General features: G+C 65.9%; 17 protein-coding genes and 2 tRNA genes. 8 read left to right on the top strand and 11 right to left on the bottom strand.

The window, feature by feature from the left end:
- Position 1 precedes the first annotated feature (1 nt).
- The 6 genes from SR3_RS03145 to SR3_RS03120 all read right to left on the bottom strand — a co-directional run bounded on the left by SR3_RS03145 (position 2) and on the right by SR3_RS03120 (position 6,405).
- Positions 2–1,351: an NtaA/DmoA family FMN-dependent monooxygenase gene (locus SR3_RS03145; protein WP_068080568.1), complete on the bottom strand. Its 1,350-nt coding sequence runs from the start codon at positions 1,349–1,351 to the stop codon at positions 2–4.
- Between the two features lie 91 nt (positions 1,352–1,442).
- A complete protein-coding gene (locus SR3_RS03140; protein WP_068080566.1) occupies positions 1,443–2,498 on the bottom strand; it encodes an aldo/keto reductase in 1,056 nt (351 codons plus the stop codon).
- A gap of 14 nt (positions 2,499–2,512) precedes the next feature.
- Positions 2,513–3,445 (bottom strand): ABC transporter ATP-binding protein, encoded by a 933-nt coding sequence (locus tag SR3_RS03135; RefSeq protein ID WP_068080563.1) that lies wholly within the window; start codon positions 3,443–3,445, stop codon positions 2,513–2,515.
- Between the two features lie 5 nt (positions 3,446–3,450).
- The gene (locus SR3_RS03130; protein WP_245653749.1) at positions 3,451–4,461 is read right to left on the bottom strand and encodes an ABC transporter ATP-binding protein; all 1,011 of its coding nucleotides are present in this window, start codon (positions 4,459–4,461) and stop codon (positions 3,451–3,453) included.
- A complete protein-coding gene (locus tag SR3_RS03125; protein ID WP_084454870.1) occupies positions 4,458–5,414 on the bottom strand; it encodes an ABC transporter permease in 957 nt (318 codons plus the stop codon). The genes SR3_RS03130 and SR3_RS03125 overlap by 4 nt, the downstream gene beginning before the upstream one ends.
- The gene (locus SR3_RS03120; protein ID WP_218018754.1) at positions 5,404–6,405 is read right to left on the bottom strand and encodes an ABC transporter permease; all 1,002 of its coding nucleotides are present in this window, start codon (positions 6,403–6,405) and stop codon (positions 5,404–5,406) included. Before SR3_RS03120 ends, SR3_RS03125 begins: the two co-directional genes overlap by 11 nt.
- Before the next feature lie 400 nt (positions 6,406–6,805).
- Here SR3_RS03120 and SR3_RS03115 point away from each other — a divergent pair, with 400 nt between their 5' ends.
- The 4 genes from SR3_RS03115 to SR3_RS03100 are packed head-to-tail and all read left to right on the top strand — an operon-like array spanning position 6,806 to position 11,543.
- Complete coding sequence (locus SR3_RS03115) at positions 6,806–7,708, top strand: oxidoreductase (RefSeq protein ID WP_068080559.1); 903 nt, start codon at positions 6,806–6,808, stop codon at positions 7,706–7,708.
- A 14-nt stretch (positions 7,709–7,722) separates the two neighbouring features.
- Positions 7,723–9,321 (top strand): ABC transporter substrate-binding protein, encoded by a 1,599-nt coding sequence (locus SR3_RS03110; RefSeq protein ID WP_169805548.1) that lies wholly within the window; start codon positions 7,723–7,725, stop codon positions 9,319–9,321.
- Positions 9,322–9,345: 24 nt separating this feature from the next.
- Positions 9,346–10,401 (top strand): ABC transporter substrate-binding protein, encoded by a 1,056-nt coding sequence (locus SR3_RS03105; protein ID WP_068080553.1) that lies wholly within the window; start codon positions 9,346–9,348, stop codon positions 10,399–10,401.
- 35 nt (positions 10,402–10,436) lie between these two features.
- A complete protein-coding gene (locus SR3_RS03100) occupies positions 10,437–11,543 on the top strand; it encodes a rhodanese-like domain-containing protein (protein ID WP_068080551.1) in 1,107 nt (368 codons plus the stop codon).
- Positions 11,544–11,618: 75 nt separating this feature from the next.
- On the opposite strand, the gene SR3_RS03095 is transcribed toward SR3_RS03100, so the two are convergent.
- A complete protein-coding gene (locus SR3_RS03095) occupies positions 11,619–12,887 on the bottom strand; it encodes an acyl-CoA dehydrogenase family protein (protein WP_084454868.1) in 1,269 nt (422 codons plus the stop codon).
- 237 nt (positions 12,888–13,124) lie between these two features.
- Between SR3_RS03095 and SR3_RS03090 the strand changes: the two genes are divergently transcribed.
- Positions 13,125–13,619, top strand: a complete 495-nt coding sequence (locus SR3_RS03090) for a hypothetical protein (protein WP_068080549.1) — start codon at positions 13,125–13,127, stop codon at positions 13,617–13,619.
- Between the two features lie 53 nt (positions 13,620–13,672).
- Complete coding sequence (locus SR3_RS03085) at positions 13,673–14,770, top strand: lysylphosphatidylglycerol synthase transmembrane domain-containing protein (protein WP_245653748.1); 1,098 nt, start codon at positions 13,673–13,675, stop codon at positions 14,768–14,770.
- Positions 14,771–14,805: 35 nt separating this feature from the next.
- On the opposite strand, the gene SR3_RS03080 is transcribed toward SR3_RS03085, so the two are convergent.
- The 3 genes from SR3_RS03080 to SR3_RS03070 all read right to left on the bottom strand — a co-directional run bounded on the left by SR3_RS03080 (position 14,806) and on the right by SR3_RS03070 (position 15,731).
- Positions 14,806–15,300, bottom strand: a complete 495-nt coding sequence (locus SR3_RS03080) for a MucR family transcriptional regulator (RefSeq protein ID WP_068080547.1) — start codon at positions 15,298–15,300, stop codon at positions 14,806–14,808.
- Positions 15,301–15,530: 230 nt separating this feature from the next.
- A tRNA-Val gene (locus SR3_RS03075) sits at positions 15,531–15,605 on the bottom strand.
- 51 nt (positions 15,606–15,656) lie between these two features.
- Positions 15,657–15,731: transfer RNA gene (locus SR3_RS03070), tRNA-Val, on the bottom strand.
- Between the two features lie 79 nt (positions 15,732–15,810).
- Between SR3_RS03070 and SR3_RS03065 the strand changes: the two genes are divergently transcribed.
- A complete protein-coding gene (locus tag SR3_RS03065; protein WP_068080690.1) occupies positions 15,811–16,119 on the top strand; it encodes a DUF3297 family protein in 309 nt (102 codons plus the stop codon).
- 280 nt (positions 16,120–16,399) lie between these two features.
- On the opposite strand, the gene SR3_RS32335 is transcribed toward SR3_RS03065, so the two are convergent.
- A complete protein-coding gene (locus SR3_RS32335) occupies positions 16,400–17,119 on the bottom strand; it encodes a CHAP domain-containing protein (protein ID WP_307558419.1) in 720 nt (239 codons plus the stop codon).
- A gap of 461 nt (positions 17,120–17,580) precedes the next feature.
- Here SR3_RS32335 and der point away from each other — a divergent pair, with 461 nt between their 5' ends.
- A complete protein-coding gene (gene der / locus SR3_RS03055; protein ID WP_068080684.1) occupies positions 17,581–18,969 on the top strand; it encodes a ribosome biogenesis GTPase Der in 1,389 nt (462 codons plus the stop codon).
- The last annotated feature ends 74 nt before the right edge of the window (positions 18,970–19,043 follow it).

Raw genomic sequence — 19,043 nt, 5'->3', positions numbered from 1 at the left:
ATCAGGCCAGAGCTTCAGCCCTGGCCGGGGCGGGCTCCGCCGCATGGGGCCATGGCAGGCCATAGCGGGCGCGCACGGTTTCGCCCGGCGTGTAGCGGGTGGGATAGACGCCGCGATCCTGCAAGATGGGGATCACCTTTTCGACAAACTCTTCGATATCGTCGGGCGCGCGGGGCGGCTGGAAGGTGTAGCCATCGACCGTGCCATCGGCCCAGAGGTCGATGATCTGATCGGCCACCTCCTCCGCCGTGCCCAGCACCAGCCGGTGATTGCCCGCCGAGCGCCGCACGGCCTGGCGCGCGGTGAGCTTCTCATGGCGCAGCAGTTCGACCAGCCCCTGCGTGAAGCCCACCGCCATCACGCGGTTCTGATCGGGGAGGAAGTCTTCGGCGTTGAGGATCGCGTCTGGATCGAAGCCCTGCGGGTCGATGCCATGTTCGCGGATGAAGTGCGTGATCAGAGCGTCTTCGCTGCCCGCGCCGGAAAACAGCTCATGCTTGCGCAGGGCTTCTTCGCGCGTCTCGCCGATGATGGCCACAAGGCCGGGCACCAGACGGATGGTCGAGGGATCGCGGCCATGCGCCAGCGCGCGTTCGTTGACCTTGCGGCGGAACGCCTGCCCCGCCCCGCGTGAGAGAATGTTGCAATAGATGATCTCGCCATGCTGCGCGGCCAGATCGATGCCCAGATCCGATCCTCCGGCCTGAGCGATCACCGGCTGACCTTGAGGGCTGACCGGCACGTTGATCGCGCCCTTCACCGAGAAATGCGCGCCCTTGTGGTTGGCGGGCTGCACCTCGGCCTCCGGGTCCCAGAACTGGCCTTCGGGCAGGGGGCGAGCGCGTTTGGGGTCCCAGCTGCGCCACAGCTTCTTGGCCACCTCGACAAATTCGGAAGCGCGCGGATAGCGCACCTGCCTCGGGGGCAGGGGATCATCGCCGAAGTTGGCGGCCACTTCGGGCACGAAATTGGAGACCATATTCACCACAAGCCGCCCACCCGACAGCACGTCCAAAGCCTGCGTGCGCCGCGCCAGATTGAACGGCGAATTGTACGTGGAGGACATGGTGGCAACGAGGCCGATATCGGGCACTTGCCCTGCCAGCCATGTCAGCAGGATCAGCGGATCGAGCGTGTGCAGGGGCCGGCTGTTCGGGTCCGGGCGCAGCAGCGGCATATCCGAATAGAACACGGCATCGAACACGCCTTGATGCGCCAGCCGGGCGAGGCGCAGATAATAGGCTGGATCATAGATGTCATGGCGCGTGCCGGTGCGATAGGGCCAGGCATTCCCCAGATAGCCAAGCGTGTTGAGCCCGACATTGAGGTTGAGGCGGCGTTGATAAGACATGGATCATGTCCCTGTTTCAAGAGGAAGAAGCACCGGCAGCTGAAAAGGTGGCCGGCGCCCGGCCCCGCAAGAGCCGAACGCCGGCCAAGGCTCAGGCTGGTTCGGGCTGACGCTCGGCGGGCGCGCTCTGGGCCGGATTGGCGTAAGGCACGCGGCCCTCGATGGGGTGGCTGGGATCGTTGAAGCCATGGGTGGAGGCATGGCCGGTGGTGACCAGATCGTCGATGAAGGCCTCATCCGCGTCGTTAAGTTTGACGCCCAGAGCCTTGATATAGCTGTCCCAATGCGCCTGCGTGCGCGGGCCGGTGATGGTCGAGGTGACGAGCTGGTTGTTGAGCACCCAGGCGATGGCGAAATGCACCGGATCGATGCCGCGATCCCGCGCATAATCCGCGATCTTCGCGGCCAGAGCGACCGATTCCGGGCGCCATTCGGTTTCCAGAATGCGCTTGTCGCCGCGGCCGGCGCGCGTGTCGGCTTCGGGGGTGAGGTCGGGGCGGTATTTGCCGGTCAGCACGCCGCGCGCCAGCGGGCTGTAGGAGACCACGCCGAGCCCGTAATGACCGGCGGCGGGCAGCTGCTCGGCCTCGGCCACGCGGTTGACGATGTTGTAGAGCGGCTGGCTGGCGATGGGCCGGTCGATGTTGAACTGATCGGCCAGATGCGAGACTTCCGCAATGCGCCAGGCGCGGAAGTTCGACACGCCGAAATAGCGCAGCTTGCCCTGCGTGATCAGGTCACCGATGGCGCGCACGGCCTCGCCCAGCGGGGCGTCGAAAATGGCGCGGTGGAAATAGAGGATGTCGATGTAATCCGTGCCCAGACGGCGCAGGCTGTTCTCGACATTTTCGATGATCCATTTGCGCGACTGGCCGCGCTGATTGGGGCCTTGCCCGCGCGGATTGGCGAATTTGGTGGCCAGCACCCAATGGTCGCGCTGGGCCTTGATGCCGCGCCCGACGACCTCTTCGGAGGCGCCTTTGTTGTAGCCATCGGCGGTGTCGATGAAGTTGATGCCCTGTTCACGCGCGGTGTCGATGATGCGGTGCGAGGTGGGTTCGTCGGTCTCGCCGCCGAACATCATCGTGCCCAGCGTGAGGGGGGAAACCTTCAGGCCGCTGCGGCCCAGATAACGATAGTCAACCATGGATTTGGCTCCAGTTAGGCGTGGTGACAGGCGATGGATTGGCCATCCCCGGCATCGCGCAATTCAGGTTCGCTGCTGCGGCACAGATCGGTGGCCAGCGGGCAGCGGGGGTGGAAACGGCAGCCGCGGGGAATGTCCTGCGGGCTGGGCAGATCGCCTTTGAGCGGCAGGGCGATGCGGCCCTGCGCGGGATCGGGCACGCTGGCCATCAGCGCCCGCGTGTAGGGATGCAGCGGCCGGGCCCATAATCCGCGCGTGGGGGCGCTTTCGACGATGCGGCCCAGATACATCACCACCACGCGGTCGGTGAAATAGCGCACCACCGAAAGATCGTGCGAGATGAAGATATAGGACAGGCCCAGATCCGCCTTCATCCGCGCCAGCAGGTTGAGCGTTTGCGCCTGAATGGACAGGTCCAGCGCGGAGACCGGCTCGTCGCAGATCACCAGATCGGGCTCGAGGATCAACGCCCGGGCGATGCCGATGCGCTGGCGCTGCCCGCCGGAGAACTCATGCGGATAGCGGTCGAGCGCATCGGGGCCCAGACCCACGCGGCGCAGCATATCCTCCACGCGGCGGCGGCGCTCATGCAGGCCGCCGATGCCATGGACTTTCAGCGGATCGCCCAGAATCTTGGCCACCGTATGGCGCGGGTTGAGCGAGGCGAAGGGGTCCTGAAACACCATCTGCGCGCGGCGGCGATAGGGGGCCAATTTGCCCGTCGGGAGCGCGGTGATATCATCGCCATCAAAGGCGATGGCGCCTGCGGTGGGCTCGACAAGGCGCAGGATGGTCTTGCCCAGCGTGCTTTTGCCGCAGCCGGATTCGCCCACGATACCAAGCGTTTCGCCCGCCTCAACCTCCAGCGAGACGCCGTCGAGCGCCCGCAGCGCGCCATCGGGCAGGCGGAAATGGGTCGAGAGATCGGTGATGGAAAGCAGCGGCACGGGGCTTAATCCTGATGGGCCAGCGGGCAGGCGACCTTGCGCCCGGACTCGAGAATCCGCAGCGAGGGCACTGCAGCCCTGCAAGCCGCCACCGCCTGAGGGCAACGCGGCGCAAAGGCGCAGCCATCCTGCCCCGCGGCCGAAGCGATCGAGCCGGGGATCTCCGTCAGCGGCCCTTGCGTGTAATGCTGCGCATCATCCAGCCTTGGCGAGGCGCGCAGCAGTCCCTGCGTGTAGGGATGCAGCGGCAGGGCAAACAGCGCGGAAGGATCGCCTTCTTCCACCTTGCGCCCGGCATACATCACCGCCACGCGGTCGGCCCATTGGCCCACCACGCCCAGATCGTGGGTGATCAGCAGCACCGCCATCGACAGATCGCGCCGCAGCCGGTCGAGCAGCTCCAGCACCTGCGCCTGAATGGTGACATCCAGCGCGGTGGTGGGCTCGTCGGCGATCAGCAGGCGCGGCCCGCAGGCCACCGCCATGGCGATCATCACCCGCTGGCGCATCCCGCCCGAAAGCTGATGCGGATAGTCCTGAAAGCGCCGTTTGGGATCGGGGATGCGGACCAGATCGATCAGCTCCAGCGCACGGGCCTTCGCCGCGGTGCGAGACAGCGGCTGATGCTGGCGCAAGGCTTCCACGATTTGCGCGCCGATGGTCATCACCGGGTTCAGGCTGGTCATCGGCTCCTGAAAGATCATGCCGATCTCGCCGCCGCGCAGGGCCCGGCGCGCGGCAGGCGACAGGGTGGAGGTATCGCGCCCGGCAAAGCGGATCGTGCCGCTGGCCCGCCCGCCATCGGGCAGCAGGCCCATCACCGAGAGCGCGGTCATCGATTTGCCCGAGCCGGATTCGCCCACCAGCGCCAGAGTCTCGCCCTCATGCACGGTAAAGCTGATGCCGCGCACGGCTGGCTTGCTACCGAAGTGGACCTGCAGATCCTGCACCTCCAGCAGCGGGGTGATGGCATGCGGCACGGCAAAGGCGGGAATGGAGAGGGCGGGGTGGCTCATGCGCGGCCTCCTCTTTTGCGGGGGTTGAGCGCCTCGTTCAGCGCGTCGCCGATCAGATTGAGCGCCAGCACCGTCAGCATGATCGCCAGGCCGGGCAGGGCGCTGATGTACCAGGCGCTGCGCAGATATTCGCGGCCCTGGCCGATCATGCTGCCCCAGCTCACCACATTGGGATCGCCAAGGCCCATGAAGGACAGCGCTGATTCCATCAGAATCGCCGAGGCCACCATCACCGAGGCTGTCACCACGATGGGCGGCAGGGCGTTGGGCAGGATTTCGTGGATGATGATGCGCGTGTGGCTGTAGCCCAGCGAGCGGGCTGCCAGCACGAAATCCTTCTCGCGCAGAGAACGGAACTCGGCGCGGGCGAGGCGGGCCACGGTGGGCCATGTCACGATGGCGATGGCGGCGGAAAGCGTGCCCGCGCTGGGCTGGGTGATGGCCACCAGCACCACCAGCAGCACGAAGCTGGGCACGGTCTGGAAGATCTCGATCAGGCGGGAGATGGCGGCATCGGTCCAGCCGCCCTTGTAGCCCGCCAGCGCGCCCGCCGCCACGCCCAGCACCAGACCCAGCGCCGTGGCCGACAGGCCGATGCGCAGCGAGACCCGCGCGCCATGGGCGACACCCGCCAGAATATCGCGCCCCAGCGAGTCGGTGCCCAAGGGATGGGCCAGGCTGGCGAAGGGCCAGAGGAAGGGCTCGCCGGTGATGGCCAGCGGGTCGCCGGGAAACAGCAGTGGCGACAGCAGGGCCAGCAGCGTTACGCCTGCCAGAATGGCCACGCCGATCAGCGCGGGCGGGTGGCGCCGCAGGGCTGAAACCACGCCGTTGCGGCTGGCCGTGGGGGCTGAAACCGTGTCCTCGATGCGAAAGGCGGCCAGAGGCCGGGTCTCCGGAGGGGGTGGGGTGTGATGGTCGCCGGGCGCGGCAAAGATGGCTTTAGGCGGCATGGCTCACCCCCACGCGCGGATCGAGCAGGCCTTGCAGAATGTCCACCAGCGCATTGGCCACGATGACCAGCAGCGACGACAACAGCAAAATCCCGAGCAGCACGCGGAAATCGCGACCTATCACCGATTCATAGGCCAGCCTGCCAAGGCCCGGCCAGCCATAGACCGTTTCCACCACCACGCCGCCGCCCAGCATGCCGCCCAGATGCATGCCCGCCACGGTGGTGAGCGGCAGCAGGGCGTTGCGCAGGATGTGGCGGATCAGGATGCGGCTTTCGCTCAACCCTTTGGCGCGGGCGGTGCGAACGTAATCCTGCGCCCTGGCCTCGATCATCGCCACTCGCACCAGCCGCGCGTAAATGGCGATGTAGAACAGCGAGAGGGAAGTGACCGGCAGCACCATATAGCGCGCGTGGTCAAGCAGACCCGCAAGCCCGCCTTCGGGCCCGCCGATGGTCTGCGATCCGCCGCTGGGCAGCCAGCCCAGATGGATCGAGAAGACCACGATCAGCATCAGGCTGATCCAGAAAGAGGGCAGCGAGTAGAACAGCAGCGCCGCCACCGACAGGCCACGATCCGCCCAGCTACCCTCGCGTGCGGCCATCAGCGCCCCCAGCGCCGCGCCTGCCAGCACCGACACCACCAGCGCTGTGCCCGACAGCAGCAACGAACCGGGCAGACGTTGCAGGATCAGGCTGGTGACGGGCACATTGAAGCGCGCCGACCAGCCCAGATCGCCATGCGCCAGGCCGGTGAGATAGGCGGCAAGCTGGCTGAGCACCGGCTGGTCCAGCCCGGCATGATGGCGCAGCGCGGCGGCTGCCTCGGTGGAGAGGCCGCCGGATTCGCCGGAGAGCACATCCACCGCATCGCCCGGCGCCTGTTGCAGCAGGAAGAAGCCGAGGATGACGATGCCGATGGCCGTCGGCAGCGCGCGCAGACCGGCGTGGCCGGCGATGCGGGCAAGGCGTGGCAAATGGCGTTTCATCATGGCTCCGTTCTGGCGGCGGGAGGGCGGGCGAGAGGCTTGGCTCACGGCTCGATCAATTAATCCTGATAATATAGGTAGGAATTGTCAACATTGTCGCGGCGAGCGGCCCCAAGAAGATGTTTCAGGGCTCAAACGCCGCTTTTGCCCGGCGCTGCAAAGCGGCGTTTCGCACGGCCCGGCGTTGGCCGAGTCGTGCCGGAATCCGCGCCTTGAGAGTTGATCCATCAGGATATCTTTGCCTCTTGCGGGGCCGAAAAAGAAAAATATACTTTTCCCATAGGATTTATTTTATGACGGATGGGGCCATCGCCCCTAATCGTCATGGCCCGTGATCATGTGGTGATCTTGTCAGTGCTTCTCAGGCGTCTGTCCTGAAGGCCCAAAGCGCAGTGGGGGTGCCATGCGACTGTTCGAGCCTTTTCCTTTTTCCGCCTTCGCGACGGACAACCGCATCGTGCTGAGCGGCGAGGACGAACCCGTTCCTGCGCGATCTGCCGCCGGGCTCACCATCACGCCGCGCTTCAATATCGAGGGCGGTCCGGCGCTGATCCATGGCTGGCGTCCGGCAGTGGACGCGGTGCGGCGCGCGGGCGGGCGGATCGTGCTTCAGCTTTCGCATCCGGGGCGTGTCAGCCATCCTTTGCTGCGTGGCGGGGCCGCGCCCGTCGCGCCTTCCGCGCTCGCCGGGCGCGGCCAGATCGACACGCCCGAAGGCCCTCAGCCGCTGCCCGTTCCCCGCGCGCTGGAGCGGGATGACATCGCCGGACTGGTCGAGCGCTTCGCCACCGCCGCCGCTCTCGCTCAGGCCGAAGGCTTCGACGGGGTGGAAATCCACGCCGCGCAAGGCTGGCTGATCGACCAGTTCCTGCGCACCGGCAGCAACCGGCGCGAGGATGATTATGGCGGCTCGCTCAGTGGCCGCAGCCGCTTCCTGCTGGAGGTGGCCGAGGCGGTCAGCGCCATCTGGGGCGTGAGCCGGGTGGGCGTGCGCCTGTCACCATGGAGCGCGGACCACGGCATGGCCGATGGCGAGCCGCTGGAGACCTTCACCCATGTCGCCGCGCAGCTGGATCAGCTGGGCATCGGCTGGCTTCATCTGGTGGAGCCGTGGCGTCGCAAGGCCTCGCTGCTGTGGCAGTTGCGCAGCCATTTCGGCGGGGCGGTGATCGCTGGCGGCGATCATACGCCGCAAAGCGCCGGGGAAGTCCTTGCCGAGGGGTTCGCCGATTGCGTCGCCTTCGATGCGGCGGGGGTGGCGGCTCTCGCGCCTGTGGCCCCGATTTCTCCTGTCTGTTCGGTTTGAGGATGTTGAGCCGCATGTTTGTCGTGTCACGTCGTGAAATGTTGGTGGCTGGTGGCGCCTTGGGTCTCGCCGGGCTTGCGGGCTGTTCTTCGGGGGGCGGCTCGGGGGGGCGGGGCACGCTGGTCTTTGGGTTCAACCCCGAGCCGCCCACGCTGACCAGCGCGGGCACCTCTGCGGGACCGACGCAGGTGGTCTCGACGAAAATTTTCGACGGGCTGGTTACCTTCGACGCGCAGGGCAAGCCTCAGCCGCAGCTGGCCACAAGCTGGGAAGAGGGCAGGGATGGGCTGAGCCTGACCTTTCATCTGCGCCCCGGCGTGAGGTGGCATGACGGGCAGCCGTTTACCGCCAGGGATGTGGCCTATTCGCTGCAGGAGGTCTGGAAAAAATACCACAGCCGGGGCCGCTCCACCTTCGCGCCGGTGGAGACGGTGGAAACGCCCGATCCGCAGACGGTGGTGCTGCGTCTTTCCACCCCCGCGCCTTATCTGCTTTCGGCTTTGGGTTCGCCGGAAAGCCAGATCGTTCCGGCGCATGTCTATGCGGGCAAGGATTTCCTCACCCATCCGGCGGGCAATGCGCCCATCGGCACCGGGCCGTTCAAATTCGTGGAATGGCGGCGCGGGGAATTTATCCGGCTGGAGCGCAACCCCGATTATTGGGCGCCGGCCGGGGCAGGGCTCGATGCCATCGTCTTCAAATTCTACAGCGATGCCGCAGCCACCGCCGCCGCGCTGGAGACGGGCGAAATTCACATGACCACCAGCACCCAGCTCAGCCTCGACGACGTGCGGCGCTTTTCCGGCAAGCCCGGCTTTGCGGTGCAGGACAAGCCCAGCGCCTTTGCCGCCACCCTGGCCGTCTTCGAATTCAACCTCGAAAAGCCCGAATTTCACGATCCGCGCGTGCGTCAGGCCTTCGCCCATGCCATCGACAAGGACTTCCTGCTGCGCAACGCGTGGCGCGGTTATGGCAAGGTGGAGGACTCGCCCGTCACCAGCGCGGTGCCCGATTTCTACGATCCGGGCTCGGGCCATTATCCCTATGATCCGGCCAGGGCGATGGCGCTGCTCGATGCCGCCGGGCTGAAGCCCGATGCACAAGGAGTGCGCCTGCGCATCCGCCACGACCCCGCGCCCACCGGCGGCCAGCTACTCAAATCCGCCGAGGCGATCCGCGATCAATTGCGACGCGTCGGCGTGGAGCTGACCATCCGCACCGGCGACTTCGCCACCTTTATCAAGCGAATCTACAGCGACCGCGATTTCGACACGATCCTGTATGGCGCCGGCGTCGGCCCCGATCCGGCGATCGGCATCCAGCGCTTTTACTGGTCGCGCAACATCCAGCGCGGCGTCGCCTTCTCCAATGGCGCGCATTACGACAGTCCGCAGGCCGATGCCCTGCTGGCCAAGGCGCAGAGCGAGATCGATCCTGTCGCCCGCCGCGCCGATTATGTCGCCTTCCAGCAGCTGGTGGCGCGCGATTTGCCGCGCATTCCGCTGGTCTCTTTCGCCACGCTGGCGGTGACCGGGCCACGCGTGAGGAATTTTCCGCAGACCGCCTACGGCCTCTACGACAATTTCGCCGGGGTCACGCTGCTGCCCGCCTGATGGCATAGTTTCGAGGAGAGTATCATGACCGAGCCCACAACCATCTGGTACACCCGCTGCCCCGTGCCCACCACATCGGGCATCGCGCAGCATTTCCGCTGGCTGCATGGCGAGTTCGCCCGCAACGGTCTGGCGCTGGAATCGATCCGCGCCGCGCAGGACAAGGCCGTGCGTCTCTCTCACTTCGACCACACCCATGAGAACCAGTTCCGCGAGGGCGGCAATGTCCCCCCGCTCTGGGCCAGGGGCGAGGGCCGCGATACGGTGGTCGTCGGCATCACCTGGGTCGATGAGGAGCAGCTGATTCTGGTGCGGGAGGACAGCCCTTTGCGCACTGTCGCCGATCTGCGCGGCGCGCGGCTGGGCCTGCCCAGGCATGACAGCCAGATCGTGGATATTGGCCGCGCCGAGGATTTGCGCGGGCTGCTCACCGCGCTGAAGATCGGCGGCATCGGGCGCGACGAGGTCATCTTCGTCGATCTGCATGGCGGCGATTTCGATCTGCGCGAAGACACGGCGGCCGAGCGCGATGTCGGCGCCAGCCCCAAGCTGCGCCTGAACGCGCAAGGGTTGCTCGATGGCACGGTCGATGCGGTCTATGCCAAGGGGGCCTTCAGCGCCACGCTGATCGAGCGCCACGGCTTCCGCCCGATCCTCGACATCAACGAGCAGAGCGACCCGCTGCTGCGCGTCAATGCCGGCACGCCGCGTCCGATCACGGTGAACCGCGATCTGGCGCAAAACCATCCGCTGATCGTGGCGCGCTATCTGGCGGTGCTGCAAAAGACCGCGCAATGGGCCCGCACCCATCATGACGAGGTGGTGCAGGCCATCGCGGCGGAAACCGGCGCTACCCAAGCCGCCGTGAAGCGCGGCTTCGGCCCGCATGTCCATGAACGTTTCACCGTGACCCTGTCCGAAACCAGCGTGGCAGGCCTGCGCGCCCAGAAGGACTATCTGGTGGCCGAGGGTTTCATTCAGGATTTCGCTTTCGACAGCTGGATCGATCCCGCCCCCCTGCGTCTGGCCGAAACGCTGGTGGAGCAGCTGGCGCTGTCCGCCGATCTGCAACCGGCCTGATCGCCGCTGCCGCCCATTCCCGAGGAGAGACGAGCATGACCCAAGCTTCGAACCTTTCGATTTCCCCCGACACCTTCGCCCAATGGCTGCAGGATGGCGCGGAACTGGCCGTCGTGGATATTCGCGCGCCCAGGGACATCGCCTATTATGGCAGCCCGCTGTTCGGCAAGAATGTGCCCGAGGATGTGTTGCTGGACCAGATCGGGCTCTATGTGCCGCGCAAGGTGATCCGCACCGTGCTGGTCGATGGCGGCGATGACAGCGCCGAGACCTTCGCGCGGATTTTGCAGGGGCAGGGGTGGACCGGCACGGTGGCGCTGGAAGGCGGCTTTCCCGGCTGGGTGAACGGGCCGCATGCCCATCTCTCCTTCGATATTCCGGGCAATGACTTCACCCGCGCCGTGCGTGATGAGCGCGGCACGCCTGCCTTCACCGTGCAGGAGCTGGCCATCGCGCGCGAGAAGGGCGAGGATGTGATCGTGATCGATACGCGCACCGTCCCCGAATTCACCCGCGACCATGTGCCCGGCGCGGTGAACATTCCCGGGGCCGAACTGCTGCTGCATGTGTCCGATGTGGTGCCTTCGGCGTCCACGCATATCGTGGTGTCCTGCGCGGGTCTGCCGCGGGCCATTCTGGGAGCCCAGACGCTGATCGATGCCGGGCTGGTCAACCGCGTCTCCTATCTGGAGGACGGCACCGCCGCATGGCGCCGCGCGGGCTGGGAGCTGGAAACCGGCGCGACCCGCGTTTACGGCCCTGTTACCGAAGGGGGCCGCGCCTTCGGGCGCGATCATGCCGCGCGTTTCGAAACGAAAACCCGCTTCCCGGATATCGATCTGGCCACCGCGCGGAATTGGGCCGAGGACAAGGACCGCACCACCTATCTGCTCGATGTGCGCACCCCCGAGGAATACGCCGCCGAGCATCTGGAAGGCACGCTCCCGGCGGAAGGCGGCCAGCTGCTGGGCCTGTCGAGCCGCACCATCGCCACGCGCGGCGCGCGGCTGGTGCTGATCGACGATGCGGATGGCGTGCGCGCCGCCACGGTGGCGCATTGGCTCTCGCGCCGCAATTTCGAGATCGCCATTCTGCACCATGCCTTCGCCCGCGCCGACAAGAAGGCCGAAGCCCTGGCCTGATCTGCCGGGCAATGAGGAAAGGGGCGCCAATCCAGTCGATTGGCGCCCCTTTCTGCATCCGCTTGTGAGGAAGGATCAGAAGACCCGGCCCTCGTCGAAATCCTCACGCGCGGCGTTGAGGTAGTAATCGCCCAGCACCCGCCCGCGCAGCAGCGCCGGATTGTGGTTGAGCAGGGTCCGCACATTGCGCCAGTGCCGGTCGAACCCCTGCTTGCGCAGGATGGCCGAGCCACCGCCGGTGTCGAACAGGCGCTCGGCGGCCTGCTGCGCCAGACGGCCCACCATGATCTGCGCCTTGGAATTGGCGAGTTGCGCCGCAAGGACCAGGCGGTCCAGCACCTCGGGATCGCTCTCGCCTGCCGCGAAGGCCTCTGCGCTGCGGTCCAGATGGCGGCCCACATCGGCGATGGTCACATCGATCACATGCGAGAGCGCCGAAAGATCGCCCACCGTCTGCTGCACAAAGGGATCGCCGGACGCCTTGTCCGCGCTGCTGTGCTTGGCGGCGCGGGCCTTTTGGGTGGTGAAATGGATGGCATCGGCCAGCACATTGCGCACGATGCCGCCCATCACCGCCACCAGATGCAATTGCGCGCGGGTTGCGCCATGGCGGCGGCGGAAGGGATCATTGCCGCGGTGTGCGCCGATCTCTTCGGGGAAGACTTCCACATTCTCCAGCAGCACCGTGCCGCTGGCCGAAAGGGTCTGGCCCATGCCATCCCAGTCATCCAGCAGCGTCACGCCGGGGCGACCGGCGGGCAGCAGCACATGGATCATCTCATCGGCTTCGTTCATGGCGCTGAAGCTGTGGAAGTCGGCGAAGATCGCGCCGGTGGCGTAATATTTCTCACCGTTGAGGCGGTAATGCGTTCCCTCACGCGTCAGGCGGGTGCGAAACTGGTTGGGGCGCGGCGTGTTGATCTCCATATGCGCGCCGCCGAAGATCTTGCCCGCCAGCACCTGAGGGGCATGCTTGCGGCTGGCTTCGGCGGCGGGATCGATCGCCAGACTTTCGAGAAAGGCGAAATGGCTGCGCAGCGCATGGGCCACACCGGAATCGGCAGAGGCCAGCGCGACAGTCACCTCCAGCTGATCGGAAAAGCTGCCGCCCGGTCCGCCCAGCACTTCGGGCACGCGCAGAAAGGTGAGGCCGGTGCGGCGCAGATCGTCGAAGAGATGGAAGGGCAGTTCGCGGCTGCGCTCGCGCTCGGCGGCGCCCTTGGCCACGGTCTCCAGCAACTCGGGCAGACGGGCCAGGATCGCCTCGCGCGTCAGGGGGGGCGGGGCTGGTTCGCGCCCGGACCCATGGGGCGGGACTTTGGCGAGCGTCAGGGCTTCGGGCATGCAAACTCTCCTTGAGGCATCAGGCGCGGGCCATGCGGCCATGCGCGCTCATGCCGGGGACTCGGATCAGAGACCCTCATATACATCTTAAAACCTATTGGCATGGTAGATATAATGTCGACTGCGATGACCCAGCTTCATGCCCCCGGGCCCGAACGGCTCCGAAACGGCTGATTCGCGTTGAGAAGATCTTTTCAGCATGTCAGTCTGATCCCGCCACGGGATGGGGATGGCCGCATGCTGCCTTTGTTGCTGATGTTCGCTCAAGCGCCTGTTCAGGATGCCGCCGCCAACAGCCCTTTGCTGAACCAATGGGCGCAATTCAGCCGGGCCGGCGCGCTCAACCGGGTGCGCGAGACGGTGGATATCGCCACTGGCGAGAGCCCTCAGGGCGCGCCTTTCGCCTATCGGCTGCGCTTCACCCGGCAGGCGCCCGCCAACCATGGCCGCGGTCGCCAGACCCGGGTGCAATGGGCCGACAGCGCAAGCTGCCCGGCGATTCGCCCGGTGATGGCCGCCATGGGTGGCATCACCATGCCCCGGCCCGCACCTTATGGCGTGCCAGGGCAGGAGATGACCATCGTTATGGATGGCGCGATCTACACGCTGAGCGTGCCCTCCTCCGATGCGGGAGGGGAGATAAGGATCAGTTCGAATGTCGGTTCGTCGCTGGCGGACTGGGTCGATCGCTCGCTGGAGGCGCTGGCGCCCTGCTGGAAAGCGCAGCCCTGATCTTCGTCAGGAACCAGTGCAAGGCTGACCGCATTTCATCGCCATGAGACTCCTTGGCACAGACCCGGCAATCAGGCTTCACCCGCAAGGGTTGGGCACAAAAGGGCGGCGGTGTCTCCTTGGTGGCTGACCCGGCCAGATCTGCTCCTGGCGGGGCTGTTGCTTCCGGGCGCTGGCGCGGCTGGTTTTTCGGCATCATGCTGGTGGGGGCGCTGGTGGCGGCCGTGCTGCGTCGCCATGAGATCGCGCATCTGCTGATGCTGGTCGGCAAGGCCAGCCCCGACTGGCTGGCGGCGGCGCTGGGCCTGCAGATCCTGACCTATGTGGCCCTCGCGCTGGGCTGGCAGGCCGTGCTGCGCCATGCCGGGCATCCTCAGCCGATGCCGCGCCTGCTGCGCATCGCGATCACCAAGCTCTTTGCCGATCAGGCGCTCCCCAGCGCCGGGCTTGGCGGCAATGTGGTGCTGGTGGACCAACTGATGCTGAACGGCGTGCCGCGCGGCGCTTCGGTGGCGGCGCTGATTCTCTCAATGATCGGCTTTTATGCAGCCTATGCGGTGTTCGCTGTGGCGATGCTGGCGCTGCTCTGGCTGCATGGGCATGTGATGCTGTGGATCACCGGACTGGTCAGCCTGTTCCTGCTGGTGGCGATGGCTATTCCCGGCACGGCGCTGTGGCTGAGGCAGCGCGGGCGCCATCCGTTGCCGCGCTGGATGGCGAAGCTGGGCTTTGTGCGCGATCTGCTGGTGACAGTGGGCGAGGCGCCCGGCGCTCTGCTGAGGGACCGCCCGCTGATCGCTCAGGTGACGTTCTGGAACGCGCTGATCTTTTTGCTCGACGCCTTCACGCTGCTGGCCTGCCTGCGGGCGCTGGGGCAGGTTTCGGCTGGCCAGAATACAGGATTGTGGGCCGAACTGGTCACGGCCTATATCGCCTTCATGATGGCCTCGATCGTCATCACGCTGGGGCCGGTGCCGCTGGGGCTGGGCAGTTTCGAGGCGACCTGCACGCTGATGCTCAGCCTGATGGGCGTGCCCTCCGGCACGGGGCTGGCGGCCACGCTGCTGCTGCGGGTGCTGACGCTATGGCTGCCGTTGCTGCCGGGGCTGATGCTGATGCGCCGCGCCATCGCGCCGCATCCGGATGGTTGAAGGGGCGGGGCGCCGTAAGGGCCCCGCCGAAAACCTCAAGCCGCGCTGGCTTCGCTCTCAGCCTTCTTGCGGGGGCCGCGCTTGGCCGGCGCCGCGCCATCCTTGGCGACCGCACGGGGCTTCTTGGCCGCCGCGTCGTCACCGGCAGGCTTGCGGCCCAGACCGATCTTCACGGCCAGCTCCTTGCGGCGCGCGGCATAATCGGGCGCGACCATCGGATAATCGGCATTCAGGCCCCAGCGCGCGCGATATTCCGCCGGGCTCAGCCCGTGATCGGTGGCCAGATGGCGCTTGAGCATCTTCATCTTGGTGCCGCAATCCAGACACGTCAGCGTATCGGACTTGAGCGAGGCCCGCACCGACACCGCCGGTTCCGGCTTGTGCTCCACCGGAGCTTCCTGACCCAGACCCTGCAGCGAACCGTAAACCGACTGGATCAGGCGAGGCAGGTCGTCATTGGACACAGTGTTGTTGCTGACATGCGCCGAAACAATATCGGCGGCAAGCGTAAGCAATGTTTCATTAGCCATGGCGACTTCTCTCCTTGATGGACCCGTGATGGCCGCAGTTTACACAAGAGAAGGGCATTGTGGGTAAAAAATTGTAACGAATGCTTGCGGCTTCAATCGATTGACTGAAAGATCCCCGGATTTCCGCGTGTTTTTCAGCGATGCAAGGGGGATTTTATGCGCATGGCGCAGTCAGGGCACGGTTCGCCGCATCGGCGGCCCGGGAAATCACCATGAAATGAAGGATTTCATGGTGGGCGCGACAGGGATTGAACCTGTGACCCCACCCGTGTGAAGGGTGTGCTCTACCGCTGAGCTACGCGCCCGCATCCCGAAACCAATCGGGCGGGTTCCGAGTGACTGGCCATCCCAAAGGATGGTGGGCGCGACAGGGATTGAACCTGTGACCCCACCCGTGTGAAGGGTGTGCTCTACCGCTGAGCTACGCGCCCGCTGTCACTTGCGGAGAGGCGCCACTAGACGCACCGCGCGACGTTGACAAGTGGCTCGCGAAAATTATTGAGCAACACCATGACTGACACGCCAGAAACCAGCTCGCCCGCCACCACCACCGGCGCGGATACCCCGCCCGACCGTCTGGCGATCAACCCCGCCAGCCCGCATTTCAACGCGGACCTGCTCCAGCGCGGCATCGGCATCCGCTTCAAGGGCGTGGTGCGCAACAATGTCGAGGAATACTCGATCTCCGAAGGCTGGGTGCGCGTGCAGGCCGGCAAGTCGATGGACCGCAAGGGCAATCCGCTGACGATCAAGCTGAGCGGGCCCGTGGAAGCATGGTTCGAGGATCTGGGTGAAGACGCCCCGGTGGCCAAGGCTTAAGGTTTAAGAAAAGTAAGGTGCGAGGGGATTATCCCCTCGCGCTCCCATTTTTGTCTGCGTGGCGCTTCGGGTTCGACCATAGGGCTAACGTTGCAGCGCCGCAGGCCTGTAAATCGCCTGCGCTATGTATCGATCTGCGGATCGATTGCCTGCGGCGCTTTATGCTGCGCAGGTGGAGAGGCTGGGCGCTACATTTAGGAGCCGCTGCCCTCTCGTCGGAAGACGTTCCGGGAGCGCGAGGGGGTAACCCCCTCGCACTTCATCTTCTTCCAACTTGGAATTAACGCCGGGAAAACGCCGCGATAATCGCCCCGATCGGGTCGCTCGTCCAGCGGCTGGCGGCCAGCCCATGCACCGGCACTGTGGCTCCACGCGGATAGATAAAGCCCGAGACCGGCCAATGCGTGCTGCCCAGCCCCTGAATGGGATCGAACCACACGCGCACCGCGCTCCAGTCTCCGGCGGGGGAGACGTCCACGGCCATCACGTCGCGCTCGACCTGACCGCGCCGTCCGTTGATCGGCGACCAGTTGGCATGGCGCAGCAGCACGCGGCGCGAATCGACCACCCGGCTGACCATGGCGACATGGCCCAGCACCATCTTCCCATGCGGGCGGAAGGCCATCACCGCGCCCACGCGCGGCGTGTTGCCCCGGCTGTAGCGCCCGGCGGCCTGACCCCACCATGTGCGCGCATCGCCAAAAAGCTGGATGCCCGAGGCCTGGCGCGCATAGGGCACGCATTGCAGATAGCCGGGCAGGACTTCGTCGGCGGCTGAGACGGCCAGCCTTGGCGCCCCCGGTTGCTTCAGATGACTCGCGGCATAGGCTGGGGCGGCCTTTCTGCGGGTGGGCGCGGCATAGCCATAACGCGTGGTGCGCGCGGGCGTGCTGGCTTCCGGCAGCAGGTTGGTGGGGCTGCTCACGCCGATGCGGTAGTTGTTGACGCTGGTCACGCCTGTCACCCGATAGGCGGCGCTGCGGCTGCTGGTCACGTCCACGAACTGGATTGCGCCGCGCGCCTGTGCCCGCTCGGGCGCCAGAGCCGCAAGGCAAGATATTGCCGTGCAAAAAGCTGCCGCCCGCAAAGCCGATGCGCAAAACACAGGTCTTGCGCGCAACTGCCCCGCAGCGCGTGCCCCAAGAAGAATCTGTCCCGTCATAGGTGCGGCAATAACTTGCCGACTCTTAGGGCCTGGTCGCCCGATATGGTTACCAAGGCCTCAACCAGACTGAACGCTTTGGGCGATCACGGTTGTGTCGATTTTTGGCACGGGCTGGCGCCGCACAGGCGGCGAATCGCGGTTTTTCTTGCTTTTCGGGCGGGGGGGAGGCAAGGGGCGTCGCTTCCCGTGTGCAGCGACAGATGCCGGGGCAAGGGCAAAAGCACTGGGCTTTGCCATGCTTGCCCGGCAAAAATATGCTGACCCGGCAAATGCTTGCCTTCTGGATCATCACCATCATGCTGCCTCAAGTTATCATCATCGGTCGGCCCAATGTGGGCAAGTCCACGCTGTTCAACCGGCTCGTCGGCAAGAAGCTGGCGCTGGTCGACGATCAGCCGGGCGTCACGCGTGACCGCCGCTTCGGGGAAGCAAATCTACTGGGGCTGGAGTTCACCATCGTGGACACCGCCGGTTGGGAAGATGAGGATGCGCATACCCTGCCGGGCCGCATGCGCGCCCAGACCGAGGCCGCGCTGGTGGGCGCCGATGTCGCGCTGTTCTGCATCGATGCGCGCGCGGGCCTGACCCCGCTGGACGAGGAAATCGCCCGCTGGCTGCGCGAGCAGACCGTGCCGGTGATTCTGGTGGCCAACAAGGCGGAAGGCCGCAGCGGCGATGGCGGCTTCTATGAAGCCTTCGCGCTGGGCATGGGCGAGCCGCTGGCGATCAGCGCCGAACATGGCGAGGGCATGGCCGACCTCTTCACCGCCCTGCTGCCGCATATTGAGCGCGAGGGCGAGGAATACGACGAAGAGGACGAGATCGATCCCGAGGATGAGGAAGCGCTCAACCGCGCGCCTCTGAAGCTGGCGATCGTGGGGCGCCCCAATGCGGGCAAGTCCACACTGATCAACTCGATCCTGAAGGACGACCGCCTGCTGACAGGACCCGAGGCCGGCATCACCCGCGACTCGATCTCCATCGACTGGGAATGGACCGATCCGGCCAGCGGCGAGGCCCGTCCGGTGCGGCTGATCGATACGGCGGGCATGCGCAAGAAGGCCAATGTGGTCGAGAAGCTGGAACGCCTCTCGGTCGCCGATGCGCGCCGCGCCATCGATTTCGCCGAGGTCGTCGTGCTGCTGCTCGACGCCACGCGCGGGCTGGAGCATCAGGATCTCAAGATCGCCTCCATGGTGCTGGAGGAAGGCCGCGCGTTGATGATCGCCATCAACAAATGGGACATTGCAGAGGATGCCTCGGCGCTGTTCAACGGCATTCGCGGCGCGCTGGACGATGGTTTGGCGCAGGTGAAGGGTCTGCCGCTGATCACGGTGTCCGCCCGTACCGGCAAGGGCCTCGACACGCTGTTGACCGCCGCTTTCGAGCTGCGCGCGGCCTGGTCGAAGCGCGTGCCCACCGCGCTGCTCAACCGCTGGTTCGACAAGGCGCTGGCGTCGAATCCGCCTCCGGCGCCGGGCGGCAAGCGTATCAAGCTGCGCTACATCACGCAGGCCAAGACCCGTCCGCCGGGCTTCATCCTGTTCGGCACGCGTCTGGACGATCTGCCGATGAGCTATCAGCGCTATCTGATCAATGGCATCCGGCGGGAGCTGGGCTTCGATGCCGTGCCGGTGCGTTTGACGTTGCGCATGCCCAAGAATCCGTTCGCGGATAAGAAGTAAGTTAAGGAAAAAGCGAGGGGGTTACCCCCTCGCGCTCCCATGACGTCTTCCGACGCACGGGCAGGGGGGCAGCA

It is taken from the genome of Novosphingobium rosa NBRC 15208 (assembly GCF_001598555.1).
Lineage (GTDB): Bacteria > Pseudomonadota > Alphaproteobacteria > Sphingomonadales > Sphingomonadaceae > Novosphingobium > Novosphingobium rosa.
Note: the sequence above shows the minus strand (reverse complement) of the source record. Positions and strands in the feature narration are given on the sequence as shown.

What these genes read in the sequence shown, in the direction of transcription:
- SR3_RS03100 (WP_068080551.1), top strand. Translation starts at nt 10,437, where the DNA reads ATGACCCAAGCTTCGAACCTTTCGATTTCCCCCGACACCTTCGCCCAA.
- SR3_RS03145 (WP_068080568.1), bottom strand. Translation starts at nt 1,351, where the DNA reads ATGTCTTATCAACGCCGCCTCAACCTCAATGTCGGGCTCAACACGCTT.
- SR3_RS03140 (WP_068080566.1), bottom strand. Translation starts at nt 2,498, where the DNA reads ATGGTTGACTATCGTTATCTGGGCCGCAGCGGCCTGAAGGTTTCCCCC.
- SR3_RS03095 (WP_084454868.1), bottom strand. Translation starts at nt 12,887, where the DNA reads ATGCCCGAAGCCCTGACGCTCGCCAAAGTCCCGCCCCATGGGTCCGGG.
- SR3_RS03120 (WP_218018754.1), bottom strand. Translation starts at nt 6,405, where the DNA reads ATGATGAAACGCCATTTGCCACGCCTTGCCCGCATCGCCGGCCACGCC.
- der (WP_068080684.1), top strand. Translation starts at nt 17,581, where the DNA reads ATGCTGCCTCAAGTTATCATCATCGGTCGGCCCAATGTGGGCAAGTCC.
- SR3_RS03110 (WP_169805548.1), top strand. Translation starts at nt 7,723, where the DNA reads ATGTTTGTCGTGTCACGTCGTGAAATGTTGGTGGCTGGTGGCGCCTTG.
- SR3_RS03125 (WP_084454870.1), bottom strand. Translation starts at nt 5,414, where the DNA reads ATGCCGCCTAAAGCCATCTTTGCCGCGCCCGGCGACCATCACACCCCA.
- SR3_RS03065 (WP_068080690.1), top strand. Translation starts at nt 15,811, where the DNA reads ATGACTGACACGCCAGAAACCAGCTCGCCCGCCACCACCACCGGCGCG.
- SR3_RS03105 (WP_068080553.1), top strand. Translation starts at nt 9,346, where the DNA reads ATGACCGAGCCCACAACCATCTGGTACACCCGCTGCCCCGTGCCCACC.
- SR3_RS03130 (WP_245653749.1), bottom strand. Translation starts at nt 4,461, where the DNA reads ATGAGCCACCCCGCCCTCTCCATTCCCGCCTTTGCCGTGCCGCATGCC.
- SR3_RS03080 (WP_068080547.1), bottom strand. Translation starts at nt 15,300, where the DNA reads ATGGCTAATGAAACATTGCTTACGCTTGCCGCCGATATTGTTTCGGCG.
- SR3_RS03115 (WP_068080559.1), top strand. Translation starts at nt 6,806, where the DNA reads ATGCGACTGTTCGAGCCTTTTCCTTTTTCCGCCTTCGCGACGGACAAC.
- SR3_RS03090 (WP_068080549.1), top strand. Translation starts at nt 13,125, where the DNA reads ATGCTGCCTTTGTTGCTGATGTTCGCTCAAGCGCCTGTTCAGGATGCC.